24 protein-coding genes are annotated in these 24,973 nt (G+C 63.4%); 14 read left to right on the top strand and 10 right to left on the bottom strand.

Going from position 1 to position 24,973, the window contains the following annotated elements; genetic code table 11:
- Nucleotides 1-243 precede the first annotated feature (243 nt).
- From MTX23_RS21450 to MTX23_RS21430, 5 genes are read left to right on the top strand one after another with little or no spacing between them, the layout of a single operon-like run.
- Nucleotides 244-1,494: an ABC transporter substrate-binding protein gene (locus tag MTX23_RS21450; RefSeq protein WP_280972189.1), complete on the top strand. Its 1,251-nt coding sequence runs from the start codon at nt 244-246 to the stop codon at nt 1,492-1,494.
- Nucleotides 1,495-1,534: 40 nt separating this feature from the next.
- Nucleotides 1,535-2,404, top strand: a complete 870-nt coding sequence (locus MTX23_RS21445) for a branched-chain amino acid ABC transporter permease (RefSeq protein ID WP_280972188.1) — start codon at nt 1,535-1,537, stop codon at nt 2,402-2,404.
- Nucleotides 2,401-3,405 (top strand): branched-chain amino acid ABC transporter permease, encoded by a 1,005-nt coding sequence (locus tag MTX23_RS21440; protein ID WP_280972187.1) that lies wholly within the window; start codon nt 2,401-2,403, stop codon nt 3,403-3,405. The genes MTX23_RS21445 and MTX23_RS21440 overlap by 4 nt, the downstream gene beginning before the upstream one ends.
- 2 nt (nt 3,406-3,407) lie before the next feature.
- On the top strand, nt 3,408-4,151 hold the full coding sequence (locus MTX23_RS21435; protein WP_348637496.1) for an ABC transporter ATP-binding protein: 744 nt from the start codon (nt 3,408-3,410) through the stop codon (nt 4,149-4,151).
- Nucleotides 4,148-4,888, top strand: coding sequence for an ABC transporter ATP-binding protein (locus MTX23_RS21430; RefSeq protein WP_280972185.1), 741 nt, complete (start codon nt 4,148-4,150; stop codon nt 4,886-4,888). The genes MTX23_RS21435 and MTX23_RS21430 overlap by 4 nt, the downstream gene beginning before the upstream one ends.
- 386 nt (nt 4,889-5,274) lie before the next feature.
- On the opposite strand, the gene MTX23_RS21425 is transcribed toward MTX23_RS21430, so the two are convergent.
- The 4 genes from MTX23_RS21425 to MTX23_RS21410 all read right to left on the bottom strand — a co-directional run bounded on the left by MTX23_RS21425 (nt 5,275) and on the right by MTX23_RS21410 (nt 8,917).
- Nucleotides 5,275-5,841 carry a TIGR02281 family clan AA aspartic protease gene (locus MTX23_RS21425; RefSeq protein WP_280972184.1) on the bottom strand — a complete coding sequence of 189 codons (567 nt, stop codon included), beginning with the start codon at nt 5,839-5,841 and terminating at the stop codon, nt 5,275-5,277.
- Nucleotides 5,842-5,869: 28 nt separating this feature from the next.
- Nucleotides 5,870-6,073, bottom strand: a complete 204-nt coding sequence (locus tag MTX23_RS21420; protein ID WP_280972183.1) for a DUF1289 domain-containing protein — start codon at nt 6,071-6,073, stop codon at nt 5,870-5,872.
- A 128-nt stretch (nt 6,074-6,201) separates the two neighbouring features.
- Nucleotides 6,202-7,806 carry a HAMP domain-containing sensor histidine kinase gene (locus MTX23_RS21415; protein WP_280972182.1) on the bottom strand — a complete coding sequence of 535 codons (1,605 nt, stop codon included), beginning with the start codon at nt 7,804-7,806 and terminating at the stop codon, nt 6,202-6,204.
- A 241-nt stretch (nt 7,807-8,047) separates the two neighbouring features.
- Nucleotides 8,048-8,917, bottom strand: coding sequence for an NAD(P)-dependent oxidoreductase (locus tag MTX23_RS21410; RefSeq protein ID WP_280972181.1), 870 nt, complete (start codon nt 8,915-8,917; stop codon nt 8,048-8,050).
- Nucleotides 8,918-9,139: 222 nt separating this feature from the next.
- Between MTX23_RS21410 and MTX23_RS21405 the strand changes: the two genes are divergently transcribed.
- From MTX23_RS21405 to MTX23_RS21380, 6 genes are all read left to right on the top strand, one after another.
- Nucleotides 9,140-9,577, top strand: coding sequence for a VOC family protein (locus MTX23_RS21405; RefSeq protein WP_280972180.1), 438 nt, complete (start codon nt 9,140-9,142; stop codon nt 9,575-9,577).
- Nucleotides 9,578-9,701: 124 nt separating this feature from the next.
- A complete protein-coding gene (locus tag MTX23_RS21400; RefSeq protein ID WP_280972179.1) occupies nt 9,702-10,838 on the top strand; it encodes an Mrp/NBP35 family ATP-binding protein in 1,137 nt (378 codons plus the stop codon).
- Nucleotides 10,839-11,021: 183 nt separating this feature from the next.
- Nucleotides 11,022-12,110: a TRAP transporter substrate-binding protein gene (locus MTX23_RS21395; protein WP_280972178.1), complete on the top strand. Its 1,089-nt coding sequence runs from the start codon at nt 11,022-11,024 to the stop codon at nt 12,108-12,110.
- A gap of 215 nt (nt 12,111-12,325) precedes the next feature.
- Complete coding sequence (gene dctP / locus MTX23_RS21390) at nt 12,326-13,414, top strand: TRAP transporter substrate-binding protein DctP (protein WP_280972177.1); 1,089 nt, start codon at nt 12,326-12,328, stop codon at nt 13,412-13,414.
- A gap of 626 nt (nt 13,415-14,040) precedes the next feature.
- Entirely contained in the window at nt 14,041-14,715 is a 675-nt protein-coding gene (locus MTX23_RS21385; protein ID WP_280972176.1) for a response regulator transcription factor, read from the top strand.
- Nucleotide 14,716: 1 nt separating this feature from the next.
- Nucleotides 14,717-16,036, top strand: a complete 1,320-nt coding sequence (locus MTX23_RS21380; protein ID WP_280972175.1) for an ATP-binding protein — start codon at nt 14,717-14,719, stop codon at nt 16,034-16,036.
- 69 nt (nt 16,037-16,105) lie between these two features.
- On the opposite strand, the gene nhaD is transcribed toward MTX23_RS21380, so the two are convergent.
- The 6 genes from nhaD to MTX23_RS21350 all read right to left on the bottom strand — a co-directional run bounded on the left by nhaD (nt 16,106) and on the right by MTX23_RS21350 (nt 22,524).
- On the bottom strand, nt 16,106-17,383 hold the full coding sequence (gene nhaD, locus MTX23_RS21375) for a sodium:proton antiporter NhaD (protein ID WP_280978137.1): 1,278 nt from the start codon (nt 17,381-17,383) through the stop codon (nt 16,106-16,108).
- Between the two features lie 64 nt (nt 17,384-17,447).
- A complete protein-coding gene (locus MTX23_RS21370) occupies nt 17,448-19,103 on the bottom strand; it encodes a TRAP transporter large permease subunit (protein WP_280972174.1) in 1,656 nt (551 codons plus the stop codon).
- 30 nt (nt 19,104-19,133) lie between these two features.
- Nucleotides 19,134-19,715 carry a TRAP transporter small permease subunit gene (locus tag MTX23_RS21365; protein WP_280972173.1) on the bottom strand — a complete coding sequence of 194 codons (582 nt, stop codon included), beginning with the start codon at nt 19,713-19,715 and terminating at the stop codon, nt 19,134-19,136.
- 180 nt (nt 19,716-19,895) lie between these two features.
- Nucleotides 19,896-20,930, bottom strand: coding sequence for a GTP 3',8-cyclase MoaA (gene moaA / locus MTX23_RS21360; protein ID WP_280972172.1), 1,035 nt, complete (start codon nt 20,928-20,930; stop codon nt 19,896-19,898).
- A gap of 242 nt (nt 20,931-21,172) precedes the next feature.
- Nucleotides 21,173-21,679 (bottom strand): hypothetical protein, encoded by a 507-nt coding sequence (locus MTX23_RS21355; protein WP_280972171.1) that lies wholly within the window; start codon nt 21,677-21,679, stop codon nt 21,173-21,175.
- Nucleotides 21,680-21,843: 164 nt separating this feature from the next.
- The gene (locus MTX23_RS21350) at nt 21,844-22,524 is read right to left on the bottom strand and encodes an HAD-IA family hydrolase (protein WP_280972170.1); all 681 of its coding nucleotides are present in this window, start codon (nt 22,522-22,524) and stop codon (nt 21,844-21,846) included.
- Between the two features lie 86 nt (nt 22,525-22,610).
- Here MTX23_RS21350 and MTX23_RS21345 point away from each other — a divergent pair, with 86 nt between their 5' ends.
- From MTX23_RS21345 to MTX23_RS21335, 3 genes are all read left to right on the top strand, one after another.
- Nucleotides 22,611-23,444, top strand: coding sequence for an SDR family NAD(P)-dependent oxidoreductase (locus MTX23_RS21345; protein WP_280972169.1), 834 nt, complete (start codon nt 22,611-22,613; stop codon nt 23,442-23,444).
- A gap of 139 nt (nt 23,445-23,583) precedes the next feature.
- A complete protein-coding gene (rpiA, locus tag MTX23_RS21340) occupies nt 23,584-24,282 on the top strand; it encodes a ribose-5-phosphate isomerase RpiA (protein WP_280972168.1) in 699 nt (232 codons plus the stop codon).
- A gap of 23 nt (nt 24,283-24,305) precedes the next feature.
- Nucleotides 24,306-24,836, top strand: coding sequence for a DUF2059 domain-containing protein (locus MTX23_RS21335; RefSeq protein ID WP_280972167.1), 531 nt, complete (start codon nt 24,306-24,308; stop codon nt 24,834-24,836).
- Nucleotides 24,837-24,973 lie beyond the last annotated feature (137 nt).

The following is a 24,973-nucleotide window of genomic DNA, read 5'->3' as shown; positions in this document are numbered from 1 at the left end:
CGAATTGTGGATTTGTGCCGCAGGAAGAGTGAGGCAATCTGCCGCATCGGAGCGCCGCGGCCGCCGCATCCTGCGATGCGGGAAGCATAGAGAGCCGGCGGGCGAGCCCAATTCCAAACAGCGATGTCAAATCGCCCGTGATCTCTGAGACCGTGATCTCTTCGCGATCATTTGGGCAGCTGGAGTGACTTTGTCTTCATGAAATAAACGTCCGCGAAAAACTACAAAACAGGGAGGTCTGGAATGGCTACGATTCGGTTGTCGATCAATCGTCGCACGCTCATCAAGTCCGGATTCGCGCTGGCCGGCAGCCAGGTGATCAGCGCGCCCTTCATAGGCAAGTCGCTCGCGGACGAGCCGGTCAAGATCGGAATGGTCAATCCACTGACCGGCGTGCTTTCTGCGCTGGCACAGAGTGAGGTCGACGGCGCCCGGTACGCCGAAGCCGAAATCAACAAGAAGGGCGGTATTCTCGGCCGCCAGGTCCAGCTCCTCGTCGAAGATTCCGCGAACGATGTCGGCACCGGGGTGCAGAAGACCCGAAAGCTGATCGATCGCGACAATGTCGCAGTCATCCTTGGCGACGTGAATTCCGGCATCGCCTATGCGATGTCGCAGGTCACCAACGAGAAGAAGATCTTTCACATCGTTCCAGGCGGTCACACCGATCCGATCACAGGAACGAGCTGCAAATGGAACGTCTTCCGCATCTGTAACACCACGACGATGGACGCCAATGCGGTCACGCCGGAATTGGTGAAGAAGTTCGGCAAGAAGTGGTTCTTCATCACGCCGGACTACGCTTACGGTCACACCTTGCAGGACGCCTTCATCAAGGCGCTGAAGAAGGCCGGCGGGACATTCGAGGGCGATATGCTCCCGATCAACAATACCGATTTCTCCGCGACCTTGATCAAGGCGAAGGCCTACAAGCCGAACGTTCTGCTCAACAACATGGGCGGCCTGACGCAGATCAATTGCATGAAGCAATTCACGCAGTTCGGAATGCAGAAGGAAATGGCCCTTGGCGGTGCGCTGTTCGAGCTGGAAAGTGTCAAGGGATGTCCGCCCGACGCTCAGACCGGCTGGTGGGTCATGGAGTGGTGGTGGAACCAGCCCAAGGTGCCCGAGGTCGTGAAGTTTGTGAGCGACTTCCGCGCTGCCACGAAGAAGACGCCCACGGCGCGCGACTGGTTCGGCTACGTGGCGATGCATACGGTCCGGCTTGCGGCAGACAAGGCAAAGTCCCTTGAAGGTCCGAAGATGGCGAAGGCGCTGGAGGACCTCGAGCTGCCGCCGGACGTCGCGTTGCAACCGGGAAAGGTGCGCTACCGCGCGGGAGATCATGAACTGATGCCGAACATCTTCGTCGGCGAGGTTCATCCGTCCAAATCCGAACCGGATGACCTTTTCACGGTCTCGGCGCTCGTCCCGGGCGATGAGGCTGCGGGCTCGGTGGCGGACACCGGCTGCAAGATGGCGGCGCCGGCCTGATCCAATCACCGGCTGAACGATCACCAGGGCCGAGGGCGGGATGATCCAGGTCATACTCTTCAACGTCACCAATGGACTCATCATCGGCGCATTCTACGTGCTGATGGCGCTGGGTTTGTCCCTGATCCTCAATCTCAGCAACGTCATCAACTTCGCTCACGGCAACTTCCTGGCGCTCGGCGGCTACCTTGCCTTCACCTTGTCGCCGGCGCTGGGTTACTGGGGCGCGTTGCTGGTCTCGCCCTTCATTACGGCGCTGATCGGCCTCGCGGTCGAGCGGTTGATGATCCGGCGCGTCTACAACCGGGATCCGGTCTACAGCCTGTTGCTGACGTTCGGCTTCGCCTTCGTGATGCAGGATGCCGCCCGCTATATCTGGGGGCCCAACGGATTGCCGCTCGGATTGCCGGAGTTCCTGTCGCAGCCAATCAGCCCGACGCTGTTCTTCATCACCTGGTACCGCGTCTTCATGGTCACCGTCGTGATCATTGCGGTGCTCGGATTGTTCGCGTTCCTGCGTTACACACAAGTCGGCATCCGCATCCGGGCAGGCACGCTCGACCTCGAGACGGTGGCGTCGCTGGGGGTGAATATCAGCCTGTTGCGGACGTTCAATTTCGCGCTTGGCTGCCTGCTCGCGGGCTTGAGCGGGGTGCTTGCCGCCGGGCAGATCGGTCTCAATCCCAATATGGGCGACGATCTGCTGATGCCGAGCTTCATCGCCATCATCGTCGGCGGCGTCGGCAGCCTGATCGGCACGCTGTTCGGTGGACTGCTCATCGGGGTGGCGGCGGCGCTCACCACTGTGTTCTTTCCTTCGGCGAGTGAGGCCGTGATCTATGCCATCATGATGATCGTGCTTCTTGTTCGCCCGCGAGGTCTAATGGGCGAGGAAGGAATGATGGCATGAGCACCGACATCGGCACGAGCGCAACCGCCGCGGCGATCGGCGCGAGGCGGACGCCGGCCGTTCCGAGATGGGGCATGCTTGCCGTCGTCTGGGTCGTCCTGATCGCGGTTCCGTACTGGCTCCCATTGCTGGGCGGTTACACGGCGCTCGCGGGGCGCGTGCTGGTCTTCGGGCTCGCTGCGATGGGGCTGAACCTGCTGTTGGGCTTCACCGGCGTCCTGAGTTTCGGCCACGCCGCTTATTTCGGGCTTGGCGCCTATGGCGCCGGCCTCACCTTGCGATATCTCGCCCACAGCACGCCGCTTGCCATGCTGATGGGAACGCTGCTGGGCGGATTGGCCGGGACGCTGTTCGGTCTCCTGATCGTGCGCCGCCGGGGCGTCTACTTTGCGATGTGCACGATCGCATTCGGGCAGCTTTGGTATTATCTCGCCTACAGCTGGAACGACTTCACCGGCGGCTTCGATGGCTTGCGCGATTTTCACCGCGAGCCGATCGGATTTGGCCCGCTGACGCTCGACATCACCGACGGCGGCAATAACTTCTATTTCTTCCTTCTCGGCCTCTTCGGCCTTGCCGTAGGCTTGTTGGGCCTTCTGGTTCGCTCTCCGTTCGGTCACACCTTGCGCGCAATCCGGGAGAACGAGCGTCGTGCGCGGTTCCTGGCGATTCCCGTCGAACGACAGATATGGCTGTCGTTCTCCATCTCCTGCTTCTTCACCGCACTTGCGGGCACCTTGTACGCACTTCTCAACAACTTTGCCGATCCCCTGGCACTGCACTACTCGCTGTCAGGCTATCTGGTCGTGATGTGCGTCATGGGTGGCATGCGGACGTTTTGGGGGCCGCTGGTCGGCGCGACGGTGTTCGTGGTGCTGCAGGATTACATTTCGTCGATGACCGTGAACTGGATGTCCTTTGTCGGCGCGATCTTCGTGGTGGTCGTGCTCTTCTTCCCGCGCGGCCTGCTCGGCATGCGCCGCGCACGCAAATCGGTGTGAGCATGCTTGAGGTTCGCAACATCACCAAGCGCTTTGGCAATCTGGTCGCCGTGAAAGATGTGTCGATGTCCGTCAAGACCGGCGAGCTACGCGCCATCATCGGCCCGAACGGGGCGGGCAAGACGACCTTCTTCAACATGATCAGCGGCTACTTTCCCCCGACCAAGGGATCGATACTGTTTCAAGGCAAGGACGTGACGCGCCTGCCGGCGCACCTGCGCGTCGGCCTCGGCATGGGACGAACCTTTCAGATCACGGAGGTCTTTCCGGAACTGACCGTCCACGAGAATGTGCTCACCGCGGCCGAGGTCGCGGCACGACAGACCTTGCACATGCTGCCGAACCGGGCCGACGCCAAGCTCGCCAACGACGTCGCTGCCGAAATGCTGGCGCTCGTGGGGCTCGGTGCCAAGGCAGACCGGCTGGTGGGCGAACTCTCGCACGGCGACCAGCGGACCACCGAGATCGCAATGGCGCTGGCGCAGCTTCCGCGCCTATTGCTGCTCGATGAACCGACGGCCGGCATGGGCGACCAGGAGACGTATGAGATCACGACCCTCATTCGTCGCCTGCACAAGGAGAGGAATTACACCATCGTGCTGATCGAGCACGATATGCGCGTGGTATTTCACCTAGCCGATTACATCACGGTGCTCGATCAGGGCAGCTTGCTTGCCGAGGGAAGGCCCGACGAGATCGCAGCCTCCGAAGCCGTGCAGGCAGCCTATCTTGGAGAGAGCCAATGACGCCGCTGACCGTCGCGGGGCTGCAAACGTTCTATGGCAAGAGCCACATCCTTCACAATGTGGGCCTGACGGTGAACGAAGGCGAGATCGTCGTCCTGCTTGGCCGCAACGGTGCCGGCAAGACGACAACGCTCCGCAGCATCATGGGACTGACCCCGCCGCGTGATGGCAATGTGAAGCTGTTCGGGATCGACGCGACCCGGATGTCACCCTATCAGGTGGCGGCATTCGGCGTGGGTTACGTTCCGGAAGGCCGCAAGATCTTCGCCAACCTGACCGTCGAGGACAATTTGCGGGTCCCAGTCGCGCGGCCCGGCCCTTGGGACACCAAGCGCGTATTCAATACGTTTCCGCGCCTCGCGGAGCGGCGGGACAATCGCGGCCGCCAGCTTTCCGGTGGCGAGCAGGAGATGCTGTCGATCGCGAGAGCATTGCTGCTCAATCCCAAGCTTCTGTTGCTCGACGAGCCGAGCCAGGGGCTCGCTCCTCTGATCGTCAAGGAGGTCTTCCAGATCATTCAGACGATGCGCAAGGAGGGGATCTCGGTGCTGCTGGTCGAGCAGAACGTTCGTGTCAGCCTCGCCATCGCCGATCGCGCCTATGTGCTGGATGATGGTGCCATTATCTACAGCGGCAGCGCCGCCGAGCTCGCAAACGACGAGGAGCGTGTCCGCTCGATGGCCGGTGCCAGCGCGAAGGAATGGGCCATAGGCGACCATCAGGGCGCGGTGCGATGATGCCGGGATATTCGTGATCTTCAGAGCCAGGGGGAAATGATGCTGACTTTCGTTGAAGGACATCCCAACGTCGATGCAATGACGTTCTACGTGATTGCCGCAATCACGCTCGGCATCCTGCTCTATCGCTTCCACCAAAGGCAGGTCTGAGGCTTGCTGGTCCGACCTTGCGGATGAAATGCCGTACTCGGATCGCCGCTATGCCGCGAGCGGCACCTTGGCGCGCCTTGAGGCTGACCGCGCCGTGCCGGATGGGTCACCGGCGGCATCGCAATCGTTGCCAAGGCTGGCCCGTATCCGCAGGCAGGTCAACGGGGCATGCTCGGGCACGCAGTTGCTCGCCATGATGCAGAGAGCGGAGTGAAGTCCTGCGCGCGGCGATGGCGCTAGTCGACTGCCGTACGCGGGCGCCGATGACCATGTGCGGATAGTTCGGGGTAGCCGGTCAGCATCAGCTTGCCGGCGCGCACCCCCCAGCTTTCGAGCCGGTCGAGGAAGCTCATTCCGAGCAGGTTGGTCTTCATCTGCCCGCGCTGGACCACCAGCGCCGGCACCGATTTCTCGACCAGCTTGCCAACGGCGAGCCGATCGAGCGTCAACCGCGCCGCCTTGGTGTGACCGCCCGCGGTTTCGAGATCGACGTTGTATTCGAGCATCTCGGTGGGCAGGCCGATCGCCTTCGCCGTTTCCCAGGTCAGCACGACCGAGGTCGCGCCGGTGTCGATCACCATCGGAGCGCTGACGCCGTTGATCTTGGCGCGGAACGCGAACTCGCCGCCCTGGCTGCGCGCGATCTCCACCGCGGGGGCAACGGGCGGGCTGCCGCTGCTGCTTCGGCCGAGGATTTGCGAGATGTTTTCCCTGGCGCGCGCGATCTGGTTGGGATCGCCATAGGCGACGACCGCACCGGCGGTCGCCATCAGCAGCAGGATGACGAGGAGGATACGGCTCATCGGGCGCCTCCGCGCATTCCGGGCGCGCTCAGGCGCGCTTCGGACGCGGCTCCATCCGCTCGAGCCCCGCGTCCGCCATGCGTGCCGGCAACAGCGCCATCACCGCCAACCGCTCCGCGCTGTCCATCTTGTGCCAGCGCGCGATCTCCGGAAGCGTGCGGCCGCATCCGAAGCAGAGCTTGGTCCTGGGGTCCATCATGCAGACTGCGATACACGGCGTTTCCGAGCTCATTCTTCAGTGTTGAACGGTTTCAGCCGTTTGCACAAGCGGATTGAAACGCAGCGGTTCGCATCGCGCTACAGCTTCTTGTCCTGAGCATGATCTTCGGGGCACCACGTCACACCTTTCCGGGCCATGCTCTACAATCCAGTGCCGGCACTCATGATCGATTTACGGCGCACACGCTTGCGGTCGGCGCTCGCCGGACCCTCCACGGGCTCCGGCTGCATCGGCGGCGCGTCCTCGGACATCGGTGCAAGCGCGCTCATGACGCGCTCCGGCGGGAAGGTCACGATCACCTCGGTGCCGATGCGCAGCTTCGATTTCAGCGTGAAGGTGCCGCCATGCATGTCGATCAGGCTCTTGGCGATCGGCAGCCCAAGGCCCGCGCCCTGTTCCGCCGACTTGATCGAGTTGGAGCCCTGGCCGAACGAGGCCAGGACGATCGGGATCTCGTCCTCGGCTATGCCGGAACCAGTGTCCTTGACGCTCAGATATTGGCCGCCCGACGCAGTCCAGCCCACCTTCAGCCAGATCTCGCCGCCCTGCGGGGTGAACTTTATCGCGTTGGAGAGCAGGTTGAGCACGACCTGGCGGATGGCGCGCTCGTCGCCCCAGATGCGCGGCATGCCGTGCTCGAACACCTCATGGATGGTGATGCCGCGGCTCGAGGCGCGCAGCTTGAGGAGATGGTGGCAGTCGGCGACGACATGCACCAGCGCGACGGCTTCCTCGTTCAATTCGTAGCGGCCGGCCTCGATGCGCGACAGGTCGAGGATCTCGTTGATGAGATTGAGCAGGTGCACGCCGGAATTATGGATGTCGGCGGAATATTCCTTGTAGACGGGCACCGTGTGCGCGCCGAAGATCTCGCTCTTCATCACCTCGGAGAAGCCGAGGATCGCATTGAGCGGCGTGCGCAATTCGTGACTCATCTGGGCCAGGAAGCGCGACTTGGCGACGTTGGCGGATTCCGCGCGATGCCGTGCCTCGTCGGAGATCGCCTTGGCCTGTTCCAGTTCGCCGATCAGCGCGTCCTTTTCGGCGCGCGCCTCCAGCGTCGCCAGCGTGGTCGAATGCAGGCGGTGGGCGAGCAGCGCGAAATAGCCTTCGGCGGCGAGCGCCAGCAGCGCCAGCACGTAATTGTCGAAAGAGCCCCTCAGCACCAGATCAAGCGCGATCGCCACCGTCACCGGGATCGTCGCCGCGAGTGCTGCGATCGGCAGGCTCGCCGCCAGCATGCTCGACACCGCGATCACCAGCAGCATCAAAAACATCATCAGCGTGTTGGAGGCGAGGTCGCGGCCGGCGGGATGGATCAGGATCGCGGTCCAGCACAGGCCATAGAGCAGGTCGAGCAGCACGAAGCGCGTGCGCCATTTGCGGGTCACCGCGACCGAAGGCTGCACGGCGAGGAAGCGGGAGCAACTGCGAATGATCGCGGCGTGGACGCAGAGCATGCCGCAGGTCCATGCGCCCGCGACGATCGGCTGCATCCAGAGGCCAAACAGCACGCCGGTTGCAACCACCAGCAGCATGACGACGTAGGATGCCGACATCCTGGTCTGGGCGTATTGTCTGAGCAGTTCGGCGTCGAAGGCGGGGCGGGTTCCACTGGTCGACGTTAACCGATCGCGCGCCTCGCGCACCCGCTGCGCGGAGGCGCGGCGGCTGCTCACCGCCGCCGCCACCTGAGGTCCTGCCGGAAGCTGTACAACTTCAGGCTTTTCTGCGGGATTACTCATAAACAACACAAATCCTGCCCGCGAACCGCGCGAGCTTTTTGCATTGTCTATCAGTGACGCCAAATCATTAAGCGATGACTTAAAGAGCTAAAGAAATACGTTAATGGGGAGTTAAATTAACCTTTGGAGTTCCGCGCAATGGAGCGCGCGAGACACCTCGTGCGGCCGGTCTGTAGACGGCCGATGGCCGCACGGCCAGGGGCGGCCGAGCCGCGCCTGGCCTTTTCATTCCACATGGGATTTAGCGCTGCAGCCGGGCCAGCAGGCTCGACGTATCCCAGCGCTTACCGCCCATCTTCTCGACCTCGGCATAGAATTGGTCGATCAGCGCGGTCGCGGGCAGGGTGGCGCCGTTGCGGCGCGCCTCGGCGAGGCAGATCGAGAGGTCCTTGCGCATCCATTCGACGGCGAAGCCGAAATCGTATTTGCCCTCGTTCATGGTCTTGTAGCGGTTTTCCATCTGCCAGGATTGCGCGGCGCCCTTGGAGATGGTCTCGACCACGGCGGCGACGTCGAGGCCCGACTTCTTGGCGAAGTGGATGCCCTCGGACAGGCCCTGCACCAGGCCGGCGATGCAGATCTGGTTGACCATCTTGGTCAGCTGGCCGGCACCCGCGGGCCCGAGCAGCTTGCACATGCGGGCATAGGCCGCGATGATCGGCTCGGCGCCGGCATAGGCTTCTGCAGTGCCGCCGCACATCACCGTCAGCACGCCGTTCTCGGCGCCGGCCTGGCCGCCGGACACCGGCGCGTCGACGAACTTGAAGCCGGCCTTGGTGGCGGCAGCATCGAGCTCGCGGGCGACCTCGGCGGAGGCGGTGGTGTGGTCGACGAAGGTCGCGCCCGTCTTCATGCCGGCGAATGCGCCGTCGGGGCCGATCGTGACCGAGCGCAGGTCGTTGTCATTGCCGACGCAGCACATCACGAAATCCTGACCTTCGGCGGCAGCCTTCGGCGTCGGCGCGGTCCTGCCGCCGAACTTGCCGGCCCAATCCTTCGCCTTCGCTGCAGTCCGGTTGTACACGGTGACCTCGTGGCCGCCTTTTTTCACGAGGTGTCCCGCCATTGGGAAACCCATCACGCCGAGACCGAGAAAAGCGACTTTAGCCATGTGTGCTACCTTGTTTTTGTCTTGGTATTCGCCCCCAAGGCCGCGCTGGGAACGCAGGGCGGGCAGGGGGCATTCCTTCCATGGAGGGAGCCGCACCATACCCCGTCAGCGGCAGAGGGCAACGGCTTCGTTTTGGCGGCTTCCCCCGGTTTCGTGCTAGGATCGGAATACCAAAAGAACCTCACAAAAACAAAAGAACCTCACAAAAAAGGAGTGTCTCGCATGGGCGTGAGCGTAGGTGTGCTCGATCATTTCAACATCCGGACCCGGAATCTCGCCGATACTGTCCGGTTCTATGAGGACATTCTGGGCCTGGAAAAGGGCCCGCGGCCGAACTTCGCGTTCCCCGGCGCGTGGATGTACAGCGAGGGCAAGGCCGTGGTGCATCTGGTCGATATTTCCAAGACCGATGAGGCACAAAAGCCGGATTCAGGCGTCGTCCATCATGTCGCTTTTGCCAGCCAGGGTTTTGCCGGGATGAAGAACCGCCTGCAGTCCAAGGGCATGGAATTCGACTCGCGACAGGTTCCAGGCGGCGATCTCTGGCAGATCTTCGTGAACGATCCCAACGGGGTCATGATCGAGCTGAACTACGCGGCCGCCAAGGAAGAGGCCAGTGCGGCCCCCGCCGAGCGCCGGGATGACGTCGGAGCGAGGTAGCCTTTTGCGCCGCAACGCTCTATGGGTCGCATCCTTGGGTATGATCCGGAAACGTGGTTTTCCGGCGCGGCAAACGCGGCGCGTTTGCGCGGAGATCATGCCCGCTTGAGCTAGGAGATGCGCGGTGAGCGTGACGCAACAACAGGTCCTCGATTGCCTTGCCAAGGTGATGTCGCCGCGTGGCGTCGCCTTGACCAACGCCAATGTGCTGTCGCCGATCGCGGTCACCGACGGCAAGGTGTTCTTCTCGATCAACGTCGATGCCGCGGAAGCCCGCGCCTGGGAGAGCGTGCGTGCGCAGGCCGAGAGCGCCGTGCGCGCCATTCCCGGCGTCAGCGTCGCGATGATCGCGCTGACCGCCGAGCGCAAGCCGGGGAGTGCCGGAGCCGCGCCGCCGCCGCGGCCCGCAGGTGGTGTCCCGCCCGCGTCAGCGCATCGCCATCCGCCACAGGGCGGGGCCGGCTCGCCGATGGCGCGGCAGGCCGAGATCCCCGGCATCTCCGCGGTCATCGCGGTTGCCTCCGGCAAGGGCGGGGTCGGCAAGTCGACCACCGCGCTCAACCTTGCGCTTGGCCTGCGCGATCTTGGCCTGCGGGTCGGGCTGCTCGACGCCGACATCTACGGCCCGTCGGTGCCGCGGCTGACCGGCATTCGCGAGAAGCCGCAGCTCAACGACGACAAGAAGATGATTCCGCTGAGCCGCTTCGGCCTGTCGATCATGTCGATCGGCTTCCTGGTCGAGGAGGACACCGCGATGATCTGGCGCGGGCCGATGGTGATGTCGGCGATCACCCAGATGCTGCGCGATGTCGCCTGGGGCACGCTCGACGTGCTGGTCGTCGACATGCCGCCGGGCACCGGCGATGCCCAGCTCACGCTCGCGCAGAACGTTCCGCTCAAGGGCGCCATCATTATCTCGACGCCGCAGGACCTCTCGCTGATCGACGCGCGGCGCGGGCTCGCCATGTTCAAGAAGGTCAACGTGCCCGTGCTCGGCATCGTCGAGAATATGAGCTACTTCCAGTGCCCGCATTGCGGCACGCGCTCGGACATTTTCGGCCATGGCGGCGCGCGCCACGAGGCCGAGCGGTTGGGCGTGCCGTTCCTCGGCGAAATCCCCTTGGACATGGCGATCCGCACCACCTCCGATTCGGGTACCCCAGTGGTGGAGAGCGAGCCGGACGGCCCGCACGCGGCGATTTACCGCGCAATCGGCGCCAACGTCCGCCAGCAGCTGCAAGGCATCATCGCCGCGGCTTGAGGCCGCATTTCCCGAGAAATTGCTGCGCCATCAGACTTTCGTTTAATCGGCGCAGTCATGCCATCGTGGCGTTTCCGTGAAGCCGCTTCCGTGTTAAAGGGCCCGCCAGAGCGCCCCGGCAGCCTTTCGCCGGAGGAAAGGCTTGCGGTCACTGGGAAACGTCCCTCAAGGAGATGCCTTACGATGAAGCGTCGTGATTTTTTGAAAGTTTCTGCGGCCGGTGCTGCCGCGACGGCCGTTGCCTCGCCGGCGATCGCGCAGTCCTCCCCGGAAATCAAGTGGCGCATGACCTCGAGCTTCCCGAAGTCGCTTGACACCATCTATGGCGGCGCGGAGCAGGTCTCGAAGTACGTCGCCGAAATGACCGACAACAAGTTCCAGATCCAGGTGTTCGCGGCCGGTGAGCTCGCGCCCGGTCTGCAAGCGCTGGACGCGACCTCCAACGGCACTGTCGAGATGTCGCACACGGTCGCCTACTACTATGTCGGCAAGGATCCGACCTTTGCGATCTACGCGTCGGTGCCGTTCGGCCTCAATGCCCGCATGCAGAATTCCTGGTGGTACCAGGGCGGCGGCCAGGAGCTCGGCAACGAGTTCTTCAAGAAGTTCGGCGTGATCGGCTTCCCCTGCGGCAACACCGGCACCCAGATGGGCGGCTGGTTCCGCAAGGAGATCAAGACGGTCGCCGATCTTTCCGGCCTGAAATTCCGCATCGGCGGTATCGCCGGCCAGGTCCTCCAGAAGGTCGGCGTGGTGCCGCAGCAGCTCGCCGGCGGCGACATCTATCCGGCGCTTGAGAAGGGCACCATCGACGCCGCCGAGTGGGTCGGCCCTTATGACGACGAGAAGCTCGGCTTCGCCAAGGTCGCGAAGTATTACTATTATCCGGGCTTCTGGGAGGGCGGTCCCACGGTCCACGCCTTCGCCAATCTCGAGAAGTGGAATGCGCTGCCGAAGGGCTACCAGGCGATCCTGGCCAACGCCTGTGCCAACGCCAACAGCTGGATGGCCGCGCGCTACGACATGCAGAACCCGTCAGCGCTGAAGCGGCTGGTTGCCGGCGGCACGCAGCTGCGTCCGTTCACCAACGAGGTGCTCGAGGCCTGCCTCAAGGCGACCAACGAGCTGTGGGGTGAAATCTCGGCCAAGAACGCCGACTTCAAGAAGTCGATCGAGGCCATGCAGGCCTACCGTTCCGATCAGTATCTGTGGTGGCAGGTCGCCGAATACACCTTCGACAGCTTCATGATCCGCTCGCGCACCCGCGGCTGATCTGACCTCTCTTCGACTTAAGTCGCCCGGCCTTCGCCAGAAGGCCGGGCTTTTTGCGTCTGGTGTTCGGGGAGAGGATGTTCCATGCTCCCGCCAAGCCTCGCTACGAAGGCATGCACGACCCCTGGTCGGGTCGTGGCAAGAAAAGGCTGGGCGTAAGGACGGTCAGAACGTCGCCGCTCGCGTGAACACAAGCACAAAGGGCAGGATTCAAAATGAAGCGAAGAGATTTCATCAAGGTTACGGGTTTGGGTGTCGCGGGCGCGGCGACGATCGCTGCGCCGGCTATCGCGCAGTCGATGCCGGAACTCAAATGGCGAATGCCGACGAGCTGGCCAAAATCGCTCGATACGCTGTACGGTGGCGCCGAGATCATGGCCAAGATGGTCGGCGAGGCCACCGACAACAAATTCCAGATTCAGACATTCGCTGCCGGCGAGATCGTTCCCGGACTGCAGGTCCTTGACGCCGTGCAAAACGGCACAGTCGAGATCGGACACACGGCATCGTACTACTACTTTGGCAAGGATCCGACCTTCACCTTCGGCTCGGCAGTGCCGTTCGGCCCGAACATGCGCATCAACCAGGCTTGGTACGTGCTGGGCGGCGGCAGGGACATGCTCAACGCGTTCTACAAGAAGTACAACGTCACCTCTCTGCTCGCCGGCAACACCGGCTGTCAGATGGGCGGCTGGTTCCGCAAGCCGATCGCCAGCGTCGACGACCTGAAGGGGCTCAAATTCCGCATCGGTGGCTTTGCCGGACGAGTGATGCAGAAGTTGGGTGCGGTGCCGCAGCAGATCGCGGGCGGCGACATCTATCCCGCGCTCGAGAAGGGCACCATCGACGCGGCTGAATGGGTCGGTCCCTACGACGATGAGAGGCTGGGATTCGTCAAGGTCGCTCCGCACTATTACTATCCGGGTTGGTGGGAAGGCGGTCCGATGCTGCTGTCGTTCGTCAACCTCGACAAGTGGAACGCACTGCCGAAGTACTATCAGTCCGTTCTCGAACAGGCCGGTCACTACGCCAACAACTGGATGATGGCGAAGTATGACCAGACAAATCCGCCAGCTCTCAAGCGGCTGCTTGCGGCGGGCGCCAAGCTGCACGCCTTCCCGGCTCCGGTGATGGAGGCTTCGTTCAAGGCGGCGAAGGAACTGCACAACGAGGTCTCCGCGACCAACGCGGACTTCAAGAAAGTCTACGAGTCCCTCAGTAGCTTTGCCAGCAATGGCTATCAGTGGTTCCAGGTCGCCGAAGTCGGCTACGACAACTTCATGGCGCGCCACGCTTCGAGCTGACTGCGGCGGCACGCTTGTAAAGCGAAAGGCTCCGGGGCGAAGGTCCCGGGGCTTTTTCTCGCCGCCGCTACGTCTTCGACGCGACGCGGCTCTCGAACACGCAAGTCCGCTAGTCGCTGGTCGGGCAATCGCTCGGTCAGCCGCCGCCGGGCGCCATGAACAGCGCCGCGATGTCGGACAGTCGTGTCGCCATCGCCTGCACGCGGGTGATTGCGGCGTTAAAATAGACCTGCTGCGCGTTCAGCAGGTTGATGCCTGCCTGATGCGCCGGGGTTGGAGAGGCCGCACAAGAACCCGAAACCTAACCGGAGCGCGGGCAGGGACACTGGTCTCGGCGAGGCCAGGAACCTGTTATCAGGACCGGGTTACGCCAGCCTTACATTGCTTTGCACAACGACGTCGGCAACCAACGAATTTCCGTTGCAGGACAAGCGCCCTTATCTATTTTTGCATGCGCCGGCCGAGCCGCTCACAGAGAAGCATAGCGTGTGTGGAGCGCGTGTGATGCGGTCTGCTGAAATGCGCGTCGTTTGCACGGTGCGGTTGCCTGCGAGGCGGTCCGGGGGGCTGGCTTACCGCAATCGGGTGTGCGAACAGGGAGCTGGTATGATGACAGGATTGTTGCGGTGCGCCTTCTGATTGTCGAGGACAACATCGAACTATCGTGCCTGCTCGCTAACGGGTTGATGGCGGCGGGATACGAGGCCGACCTCGTGTACAGCGTTGCCGAGGCGCGCGACGCGCTGCGCAGCGTGACCTATGCCGCCATGATTCTCGATCTCGGCCTGCCCGACGGCGACGGCCTGTCGGTGCTGTCGGAGCTTCGCCGCAAGACCGATCCGCTGCCGGTTCTGGTGTTGACCGCGCGCGACGGACTGCAGGATCGGGTCAACGGCCTGCGCAGCGGCGCCGATGATTATCTCGCCAAGCCGTTCGCGCTTGAAGAGCTCGTCGCTCGGCTCGAAGCGATCCTGCGCCGCCCCGGCCAGTTGCTCGGCTCCTCGCTGAACCTCGCCAATCTCGCTTACGACACCGAGAGCCGCCAGGTATTCATCGATGGCGCCCCCCACGTCTTTTCCTCGCGCGAGACCTCGGTGCTTGAGATCCTTCTGCGACGGCAGGGCCGGGTGGTGCCGAAGAAGAACGTCGAGGACCACATCTTCGGGCTTGCAGGCGAGGTCGCTTCGAACGCTGTCGAGGTTTATGTGTCGCGGCTGCGCAAGCTGCTTGCCGAGCACAATGCCAGGATCACGATCCACACCATCCGCGGCGTCGGCTACCTGATGGCCGAGGAGAAATAGCGTGTTCCGCTTCACGTCGCTGACCTCGCGGATCGTGTTCCTGCACATCGTCGCGGTCGCGATCGCTGCGGTTTTCCTGCCGATCCTGCTGCTCTGGCTCCTGAATTCCGAAATCGACCAGTTGCATCGCGAGGCGATGCGCGACCAGGCTGATGTGCTCGGCGAGAAGCTCGCCGCCGGCCGCGACGGCAACGTGGCGCTCAACCTGCCGGAGAGCCTGAAGGACCTCTATTCCGAGGCCTATGGCCGCTACCGCTACGACATCTACGATGGCGACGGCCACATTCTATTTTCATCGCACAGCGGCAGCCCATCGAAGCAGACGTCGTCCGATAAGATCGCGGGTGCGAGCGTGATCAGGAACGTCGGAGGGGAGACCGTCCGCATCCACGTCGCCGAGGATCTGTCGCACCGCGACGTGATCACCGACGACATCGTCGCCAATTTCTTCCGCCGGGTCGGCTGGATCACGATCCCGATCCTCCTGCTCCTGCTTGCCACCGACATCGTAATTTTCCGCCGCGCCGTGGCGCCGCTGGTGCGGGCATCGGACGAGGCCAAGAACATCGGGCCGGCGCGAACCGGCATCCGCCTGCCGACGGAGCGGATCCCGAGCGAGATCCTGCCGCTGGTGACGGCCGTCAACCAGGCCTTCGACCGGCTTGAGGACGGCTTTCGCGTGCAACGGCAATTCACGGCAGATGCCGCGCATCAGCTTCGCACGCCGCTTGCGATCCTGAGGACCCGGATCGAGACACTCAAGGCGGACGAGGGCACCGACGAGCTGCATGCCGACATCGAAAGCATGAGCCGGATCGTCAGCCAGCTGCTGGAGATCGCCGAACTCGATACGCTGGTGCTCGATCCCGGCGAGACCGCCGATTTGCGCGCGGTATGCGCCGAGGTGGTCGGTTCGATTGCACCCTATGCGCTGGCCCGGCAGAAGGATATCGCGCTGCGTGGCACCGAGGAGCCGGTGCCGGTCAAGGGCAATGCCGGGATGCTGCAGCGCGCGATCTTCAACCTCGCCGAGAACGCAATCAAATACACCGCGGACCAGACCTCCGTCGATGTCGAGGTGCGCGACGACGGCTCGGTCCGGGTGCGGGATTGCGGGCCGGGCATTCCGCCGGGCGAGCAGAGCCTGATCTTCCAGCGCTTCTGGCGCGGCGATCGCCGGCGCACCGACGGCGCCGGGCTGGGGCTCTCCATCGTGCAGGGCGTGGTCGACGACCACGCGGCAACGGTCAAAGTGGAGAATCTGCCTGAGGGCGGCGCCCAGTTCACACTGAGCTTCCGGCTCGCAGACGTCGCATCCTGAACGTCTTGCGGGTCCGATTTCCCGAAATCGGGCCTGAGCAGGTCGGGCTGCGCCGATCAGCTGCGCTGATCAGTGAAGCAGCCGGTATTGAACAATGTAGGCTGCGGCGCCGCCGAAATAGCCCAGGAGCGCGAGCCCGGTTATGCGGCGGACATACCAGAAGAACTCGATCTTCTCGAGGCCCATCGCGGCGACACCGGAGGCCGAGCCGATGATCAGGATCGAGCCGCCGGTGCCCGCGCAGTAGGCGATGAACTCCCACAGGAAGCTGTCGGGAGGATACTGGTTCAAGCTGTACATGCCCATCGAAGCTGCCACCAGCGGAACGTTGTCGATGACCGCGCTGAGCAGACCGAGCAGCACCACGATGACGTCCAATCGTCCGAAGGTGGCGTCGAGCCAATTGGCCAGCATTTCGAGAACATGTGTGTGCTCGAGCGCGGCCACCGCCAGCAATATCCCGATGAAGAAGACGATCGAGCTCATGTCGATCCTGGTCAGGGCGTGAACCAGCGTCAGGCGTTTCTTTTCATCCTCTTCCTTGTCGCGATGGATCAGTTCGCCGACCGTCCAGAGGACACCGAGACCAAACAGAATCCCCATGAAGGGCGGCAGATGGGTGACGGCCTTGAATGCCGGGACCATGATCAGAATGCCAAGACCGAGGTAGAAGGTCACATTGCGCTCGAACACGCCGATCGATGCGGACTGCGCCTGCCTGTCCGGCGCCACCACCATTTTTCCTCTCAGCGACGCGCTGACGACAAGCAGCGGCACGACAAGATTGATCAGGGAGGCAAGGAACACACCCTTGACGATCGCAATCGGGGTGATCTGGCCACCGATCCATAGCATCGTGGTGGTGACGTCGCCGATTGCCGACCAGGCGCCGCCCGCATTGGCCGCGATCACGATCATCGCAGCAAAGAACAGGCGATCGCTTTGGCGGTCGAGCAGCTTGCGCATCAGGGAGATCATGACGATCGTGGTCGTCAGATTGTCCAGCACGGAGCTGAGAAAGAATGTCACGAAGCCCACGAGCCACATCAGGGTGACCTGCTTCCTCGTGTTGATCAGCGACGTGATGACCTCGAAGCCATTGTGGGCGTCGATGACTTCGACGATTGTCATGGCACCGATCAGGAAGAACACGATCTGGGCAGTGGAGGAGACCGACTCGCTGAGTTGCCTATCGATCAGGGCGGGATCGCCGCTCCAGATCGCGTAGACCGTCCACGTCAGTCCTGCGCCGAGCAACGCCGAGGCCGACTTGTTGATCCCGATCGGATGTTCGAGCGCGATCGCGGCATAGGCGACCACGAAAATTGCGACGATTGCGGCGGCCAGCATCGAGATCCCCTGGACTTGCGGGTGGCCCGGCCGGCTTCAGGAACCGGCCGGCGTCGACCGCTCAATTCTTCGGCTGTCCAAAGTCCAGCGGCGGCAGGTCGATCTGCGGCACCTCGATCTTGACGGAGTTGGGATCGATAGTTGATGCGGCGCCTTTGTAGTGCATGACCATCGCGGGGAACAGAATGACGAGCCCGACCATGATGATCTGGATCACGACAAACGGCACCGCGCCCCAGTAGATCTGCCCTGTGGTGACCGGTTGCATGCGCTTGCCGGTCACGCGGTCGAGATACGAATCCTTGGGCGCCACCGAGCGCAGGTAGAACAGCGCGAAGCCGAACGGCGGATGCATGAAAGAGGTCTGCATGTTGACGCCGAGGATCACGCCGAACCAAATCAGGTCGATGCCGAGCTTCTCCGCGGCCGGTCCGAGCAATGGGATAACGATGAAGGCGAGCTCGAAGAAATCGAGGAAGAAGGCGAGCACGAACACGAAGAAGTTGACGAAGATCAGAAAGCCGACTTGTCCGCCGGGCAGGGAGGTCAAGAGATGCTCGACCCAGACATGGCCGCTCACGCCATAGAAGGTGAGCGAGAAGACGCGCGCGCCGACCAGGATGAAGACGACGAAGGCGGAGAGTTTCGCGGTCGATTCCGTGGCCTGACGGATCAGATCCCAGCTTAGCCGGCGCTTGAACGCGCCGAGGATCAAGGCCCCCGCGGCCCCCATCGCGCCACCCTCGGTCGGAGTCGCAACGCCGATGAAGATGGTGCCGAGCACCAGGAAGATCAGGAAGAGCGGCGGCACCATCACGAAGGTGGTTTGCTGCGCCATCGCGGAAAGGAAGCGGAAGCCGGTAAGCTTGTCGACGACCCAGTTCACCACCGCGACGAAGAACGCGAACAGGATGCCGAAGAACATGCTGAGCACGACGAAATCGGCGCCGTGCGCTTCCGAATTTCGCATCATGAACCAACCGAACACGCAGCTCGCCAGGAACAAGACGCCGAGCGACCACAGTCCGCGGCTGCCGTCCTTCTCGCGAAAGCCGATGGCCTCGGCGGGCAGGCCAGGTGCCGCCTTTGGAAAGATCAGCGTGACGAGGAAGGCGTAGCCGGCATAGAGGCCAGCCAGCACCAGTCCTGGAATGAACGCTCCCTCGTACATGTCGCCGACCGACTTGCCGAGCTGATCGGCCATCACGATCAGCACCAGCGACGGCGGGATGATTTGCGCCAGCGTGCCGGATGCCGCGATGACGCCGGTCGCTACGCGGCGGTCGTAGCCGTAGCGGAGCATGATCGGGAGCGAGATCAGGCCCATCGAGATCACGGAGGCCGCAACCACGCCGGTGGTCGCGGCAAGCAGCGCGCCGACGAACACGACCGCATAGGCGAGGCCGCCGCGAATGGTCCCGAACAACTGCCCGATCGTGTCGAGCAGATCCTCCGCCATCCCGGATCGCTCCAGCACAAGGCCCATGAATGTGAAGAATGGAATGGCAAGCAGCGTGTCGTTGTTCATCACGCCGTACACGCGTTCCGGCAGCGCTTGCAGGAAGTCCGGTCGGAATTCCCCGAGCTGAATGCCGACGACGGCATAGATCAGGCCGACCGCGCCGAGCGAAAAGGCCGCGGGATAGCCAAGCAGAAGCATGACCACCAGCGACGCGAACATAATCGGCGCCATATTCTCGATAAGAAACGCAGTCATCCAGTGTCCCCCTGCGATCGCGACCGACGATCAGCGCTTTTCGATCGCCTCGACGAGGTGTTCGACTTCGGCTTCGATAGCCGTCACTTGGGATGCGTGCGGATCGGGAATGAGCCCGCGCATCACCGCAATACGCTTGATCAATTCGGAAATGCCCTGAACGAACAGGAACGAGAAGGCGATGATGATCAGCGACTTGGCAGGCCATTGCGGCAGTCCGCCGGCGTTGCCAGACTGCTCGTTGATTTCATAGGAGCGCCAGAAGAACGGGCCGCCGGTGATGATCATGACGACACACAGCGGCAGCAGAAAGAACAGATGCCCGACCACGTCGATTGCGTCACGCACGCGCTTCGGCAGAAGGTTGTTCACGATGTCGATCCGGATGTGCTCGTTGTCAAGCAGGGTCCACGGCGAGCACAACAGGAAGACGATGCTGAACAGCACCCACTGCAGCTCGAGCCAGGAATTTGAGGACATGTCCAGGGTCTTGCGGACGATCGCATTGATTGCCGAGATGATGACCGCGACGAGAATCAGCCATGATAGGCGTTTGCCGATCCAGCGCGTGAACGCGTCGATTCCACTGCTCAATTTCAAGAGCGATTGCAACGTCATTCCTCCCCAAGTGGGCCCCAGCAGTCTTGACCGCGCCCGGGAGGCGCAGTGGCCTATCCAGCCGAGCTAGCCTGAAGCCGGCGCACCAAACCAGCGGGAAGTGCCGCCGTCAATCGGAAGTTTGTTGATATTGAAAGGGATTTCGGCCGGATCTGCGGCCGGGCGCCGGTAACCCTACCCGCCGGTCACGCTCATATGGCGGCTGACGCTCGGGCGGTTGTGGCGGCGGTCGATGATGAAATCGTGCCCCTTCGGCTTCAGTCCGATGGCGCGGTCGATCGCTGCCGAGAGCAGGTCGTTGTCGGGCGAGGAGCGCAGCGGCCGGCGCAGGTCGGAGGCATCCTCGTGGCCGAGGCAGGTGTGCAGCGTGCCGGTGCAGGTGATCCGCACCCGGTTGCAGGATTCGCAGAAATTATGGGTCATCGGCGTGATGAAGCCGAGCTTGCCGCCGGTCTCGGCGACGCGGACGTAGCGCGCCGGGCCGCCGGTGTTGTCGTCGAGATCGGTCAGCGTGTAGTGCTTCTCGAGCCTGGCGCGCAGCAGCGACAGCGGCACATACTGATCGATGCGGCCTTCGCCGATGTCACCCATCGGCATCACCTCGATCAGGGTCAGGCCCATCCCCTTGCCGTGCGCCCATTCCATCAGGGCGGGGATCTCGTCCTCGTTCACATTCTTCAGCGCGACCGCGTTGATCTTGACCGCGAGCCCTGCTGATCGTGCGGCCTCGATGCCGGCGAGCACCTTGTCGATGTCGCCCCAGCGGGTAATGGCGCGGAACTTCGCCGCATCCAGCGTGTCGAGCGAGACGTTGACGCGACGGACGCCGCAATCGGCGAGTTCCCCGGCGAAGCGCGCCAGCTGCGAGCCGTTGGTGGTCAGCGTCAGTTCGTCGAGCGCGCCGGTTGACAGGTGGCGCGACAGCGAGCGCACCAGGCTCATCACGTTGCGGCGAACCAGCGGCTCGCCGCCGGTGAGGCGGATCTTGCGCACGCCCTTGGCGACAAAGGCCGAGCACAGCCGATCGAGCTCTTCCAGCGTCAGGAGATCGGCCTTCGGCAGGAAGGTCATGTCCTCGGACATGCAGTAGAAGCAGCGCAGGTCGCAGCGGTCGGTGACGGAAACGCGCAAGTAGCGGATCGTCCGGCCGAACGGATCGGTCATCGGACGGGTCAGCGTGTCAGAAAGCGGCTGCGTGGATCCGTTCATTCAATTCAGGCCCTGCACCTTGTTCCCCGCACGAGAGCCCCGGCGGGTCCCGTTTCTTGCAATCTATGCATGTTGGCGCGCCGTCACAATGCGTCCCTAGGGATGATCCGCAACATGCAAAAATAGCTCGTGCACGATAGGCGAGGGACATCGTTCGATGCCGGATCTCGATCGCAGCACCGCCAACGCAAAAAGCCCGGCTCTGTTGTCAGAGCCGGGCTTTTGTGCAGTGCAGTCCTGCTTCATTGTGTCGGCGCAGCCGCCGCTGGCGGAGGCGCGGCGGATGCGGGGGGCGGAGCCGCGTTCGGCTCGGGGAATGGCGAGCTGCCGGCGGCGGTCGGCGCTGCTGCGGCCGGCTTCGGCTTCTTCCGCTTCGGATGCATCTTGCGTGCGGCGCGCGGCGGCGGGCCGGCCAGCTTCAGCTCCGCGAACACCGGGCTCGGATCGAGCGTGGTCGTGGTTGGCGTGGTGAAGTCACCCGGCGTGCGGGTCACCGTCACGGGCACCGTTTCCGGCTGGTACTTCGGCAGGTTGAACGTGACGGAGAAATTCGCTTCCGGTGCCGGAACCGACACCGAGCACGGCGTCTTGCAGCCCGGTCCGAGCGAGGTCACGGCATCCGCGCCCTGTGGCGCAGAATCCAGCTGGACCTGCATCGGCGGCGGTGCCGACTTGAACGAATCCAATGAAAAGGAGGAGCAGCCAGCCAGGCTCAACCCGGCGACCGCAATCGCGATGACACGACGCATGATGATCCACACTCTACTGCGGCTATCAGCCACAATCCCCGGCCCGGACCATAGGGGCGTCGGAACAGAGGCGCAACAGCGCGGGCCCTGTTCATTAAAGGATGGTTAACAAAAAATACGCATGCCTAAGCATTTCCAAGCAATATCAATTGCTTGTGGAAATCTTATGCTGTCAACAGGCTGGCGACGGCGTCCGGCAGGTCGCGCAAATGGCCGATCAGCCGGTCCGGCTTGAGCTCCGCCATGGGGACATCCGTGTAGCCAAACTCGACTCCGATCACCGGAACCTGGGCCCGCCGCGCCACCCCGACATCTGTGCCGGCGTCGCCGACCATGATCGCGCCCGGGAGCCGGCCGCCGGCGCGGGCGACGGTCTCGCGCAGGAACGCGGGATCCGGTTTTGCGACACCGAACGTGTCGGCGCCACAGATCGCGGCGAATCGCCGGCTCAGGCCGAGCCGGTCGAGCAGGAGCTTCGACAGCCATTCGAGCTTGTTGGTGCAAACCGCGAAGCGGTGGCCCTGCGTTTCGAGCCTGTCGAGCGCGGCTTCGAGCCCGTCGAACGGCCGCGAGCCGTCGGCGATATGCTCGGCGTAATAGTCGACGAAGTCCTTTGTCAGGCGGTTGAGCTCGGCCACGCTAACCGCGCGTCCCTCCACCTCCAGCCCGCGTTCGATCAGCTTGCGCGCGCCGGCGCCGATCATGTTGCGCGCGGAAGCGAGCGGCACCGGCGGCAGGCCCTCACGGTCGAGCACATAATTGAGTGCACCGATCAGGTCGGGTGCGGTCTCGACCAGCGTGCCGTCGAGATCGAAGACGATGATGGGGGGAGATGAGGCGGGCATGATGCATTTCGCTATCGGGCAGCGCGCCGCGATGCAAGGGTAGATAGAAGACTAGATGCTGGGGTGTCGCAAAAAGGGAGGCTGTGATGCGGGAACTCGCGGGAAAGACTGCCTTTGTCACCGGCGCGGCCAGCGGCATCGGATTGGCGATGGCGACCGCCTTTGCCGGCGAGGGCATGAAGGTGATGCTCGCCGACATCGAATCGGCGCCGCTGGAGCGGGCCGTCGAGGCGTTGCGCGGCTCCGGAGCGGAGGCCCGCGGCGTCGTCTGCGACGTCGCCGATCCCGCCAGCATGGATGCTGCCGCGGACGCTGCATTCCATGCCTTCGGCAATGTCCATATTCTCTGCAACAATGCCGGCGTCGCGGCCGGCGGCGGCATCGATCAGATCTCGATCGAGAGCTGGCGCTGGGTGATCGACGTCAACCTGATGGGCGTCGTGCACGGCATCAAGAGCTTCCTGCCGCGCATCCGCCGCCACGGCGAGGGCGGCCACATCGTCAACACCGCCTCGATGGGCGGGATGAATGCCGGCCTCGGCTTCAGTCCCTATTCGGCGAGCAAGTTCGCCGTCGTCAGCATGTCGGAGGGACTTGCCTGGCAGCTCGCGCCGCTCGGCATCGGGGTCAGCGTGCTCTGCCCGAGCTATGTGCGCACCCGGATCGGCGAGAGCGGGCGCAACCGCCCCGAACGCTACGGGCCGCCCCCCGAGCTCGATCCCGCGGGACCGTCGGCCGCCATGGTCGCAGAGATCGCGCGGCAGCTGGATGCCGGGCTCGATCCTGCGGTCGTGGCCGCGCGAGTCCTTTCCGCAATCCGCGAGGAACAGCTCTATATTTTCACCCATCCCGGCATGCGGGCCGAGGTCGAGGACCGTTTTGCGGCGATTTTGGCCGCAATCGATGCGTTTTCCGACTGAAAACCCGTCTCGGGAATAGGTCTGACGGACCCTTGATGGTGCTATTCCTATCCGCAAAACGACGCTAGATATGCGCCCGCCGGGCGGGGCGGATGGGACGCCCCCGGCAAGGCGCAGAACACAGGGGCTCGATCGGCACGTGGATATGGACGCACTGAAACGCCAGGCGGCGGCGCGCGCGCTCGAAGAGGTGCGCGACGGCATGAAGCTCGGGCTCGGCACGGGCTCCACAGCCAAGCATTTCGTCGAGCTGCTCGGCGAGAAGGTCCGCTCCGGCATGAAGGTGATCGGTGTGCCGACCTCGGAAGTCACCCGCGCGGATGCGATCCGCTGCGGCGTTCCGCTGACCACGCTGGACGAGATCGACCATCTCGACCTCACCGTCGACGGCGCCGACGAGATCGATCCCGCGCTCAACCTGATCAAGGGCGGCGGCGGCGCGCTGTTGCGCGAGAAGATCGTCGCGGCCGCCAGTGATCGCATGATCGTGATCGCCGATGACACCAAGTGGGTCGACGTGCTCGGCCGCTTTCCCTTGCCGATCGAAGTCATTCCGTTTGGGCTCGCCGCGACCAGGGCCGCGATGGCGCGAGCCTTCGCGCAGGCCGGTGTCTCAGGCGAAATGGTCATCCGCAAAGGCAAGGACGGTCACGTTTTTGTCACTGATGGCGGCCACTGGATCGTCGACGCCCATCTCGGCCGGATCGGCGATCCGCCGCGCCTGGCCGGTTTGCTCAGTGTGATTCCGGGCGTGGTGGAGCATGGGCTGTTCATCGGGCTGGCGAGCGGCGCCGTTCTGGCCGGCGCGCAGGGAATTCGGGTTGTTGAACGGCGATGACGCCGCAAGCAAGGAGACTTGGAATGAAGCGTTTCTCGGGACTTTTGTCGGCTGCCACCCTTGCGGTCGGATTGGCGCTGGCTTCCGCGCCGGCCATGGCGCAGCAGCAGCCCGCACCGCCAAAGGTCAAGCAGTCGTCTCCCGCGGCGATCGCCTATGCCAAGGAGATCCTGGCGCTGAAGAACGTGGGCACCATGTATGCCGGCGCCGTTCCGGGCATCGTCGAGAAGACCAAGACCGGCCTGCTGCAGCAGTATCTCAACTACCAGAAGGACCTCGACGAGGTCGCGGTCATCGTCGCCAAGAACCTGGCCGGCCGCGAGAAGGAGATCGGCGAGGGCATGGCGCAGATCTACGCCAGCGAGTTCACCGAGCAGGAGCTGAAGGACCTCGTGGCGTTCTACAAGTCGCCGCTCGGCCAGAAGCTTTTGACCTCCGAGCCCAAGGCAATCACGGACTCGCTGGCCTATATGCAGCAGTGGGCGCAGCAGTTTGGTGTCATCGTCGCGGGCCAGTTCAAGGCTGAGATGAAGAAGCGCGGCAAGGACATCTGATCGCGGTGTGCCAGGGCCCTTCATGGTGAGGAGCGCGGAACGCGCGTCTCGAACCATGAGGCCCCCTCCGTGGCCTGCATCCTTCGAGACGCCCGCTTCGCGGGCTCCTCAGGATGAGGAGAGCGAGTTGTGCGAGC

Origin of the sequence: Bradyrhizobium sp. ISRA436, from assembly GCF_029910015.1 — a bacterium.
GTDB lineage: Bacteria > Pseudomonadota > Alphaproteobacteria > Rhizobiales > Xanthobacteraceae > Bradyrhizobium.
Note: the sequence above shows the minus strand (reverse complement) of the source record. Positions and strands in the feature narration are given on the sequence as shown.

Bases quoted from the DNA above. Each gene is read 5' to 3' on its own strand.
- MTX23_RS21410 (WP_280972181.1), bottom strand. From the start codon at position 8,917: ATGGCTAAAGTCGCTTTTCTCGGTCTCGGCGTGATGGGTTTCCCAATG.
- MTX23_RS21355 (WP_280972171.1), bottom strand. From the start codon at position 21,679: ATGCGTCGTGTCATCGCGATTGCGGTCGCCGGGTTGAGCCTGGCTGGC.
- MTX23_RS21435 (WP_348637496.1), top strand. From the start codon at position 3,408: ATGCTTGAGGTTCGCAACATCACCAAGCGCTTTGGCAATCTGGTCGCC.
- MTX23_RS21405 (WP_280972180.1), top strand. From the start codon at position 9,140: ATGGGCGTGAGCGTAGGTGTGCTCGATCATTTCAACATCCGGACCCGG.
- MTX23_RS21345 (WP_280972169.1), top strand. From the start codon at position 22,611: ATGCGGGAACTCGCGGGAAAGACTGCCTTTGTCACCGGCGCGGCCAGC.
- MTX23_RS21450 (WP_280972189.1), top strand. From the start codon at position 244: ATGGCTACGATTCGGTTGTCGATCAATCGTCGCACGCTCATCAAGTCC.
- MTX23_RS21370 (WP_280972174.1), bottom strand. From the start codon at position 19,103: ATGACTGCGTTTCTTATCGAGAATATGGCGCCGATTATGTTCGCGTCG.
- MTX23_RS21350 (WP_280972170.1), bottom strand. From the start codon at position 22,524: ATGCCCGCCTCATCTCCCCCCATCATCGTCTTCGATCTCGACGGCACG.
- MTX23_RS21440 (WP_280972187.1), top strand. From the start codon at position 2,401: ATGAGCACCGACATCGGCACGAGCGCAACCGCCGCGGCGATCGGCGCG.
- MTX23_RS21430 (WP_280972185.1), top strand. From the start codon at position 4,148: ATGACGCCGCTGACCGTCGCGGGGCTGCAAACGTTCTATGGCAAGAGC.
- MTX23_RS21395 (WP_280972178.1), top strand. From the start codon at position 11,022: ATGAAGCGTCGTGATTTTTTGAAAGTTTCTGCGGCCGGTGCTGCCGCG.
- MTX23_RS21445 (WP_280972188.1), top strand. From the start codon at position 1,535: ATGATCCAGGTCATACTCTTCAACGTCACCAATGGACTCATCATCGGC.
- dctP (WP_280972177.1), top strand. From the start codon at position 12,326: ATGAAGCGAAGAGATTTCATCAAGGTTACGGGTTTGGGTGTCGCGGGC.
- MTX23_RS21335 (WP_280972167.1), top strand. From the start codon at position 24,306: ATGAAGCGTTTCTCGGGACTTTTGTCGGCTGCCACCCTTGCGGTCGGA.
- MTX23_RS21420 (WP_280972183.1), bottom strand. From the start codon at position 6,073: ATGAGCTCGGAAACGCCGTGTATCGCAGTCTGCATGATGGACCCCAGG.
- MTX23_RS21425 (WP_280972184.1), bottom strand. From the start codon at position 5,841: ATGAGCCGTATCCTCCTCGTCATCCTGCTGCTGATGGCGACCGCCGGT.
- moaA (WP_280972172.1), bottom strand. From the start codon at position 20,930: ATGAACGGATCCACGCAGCCGCTTTCTGACACGCTGACCCGTCCGATG.
- MTX23_RS21415 (WP_280972182.1), bottom strand. From the start codon at position 7,806: ATGAGTAATCCCGCAGAAAAGCCTGAAGTTGTACAGCTTCCGGCAGGA.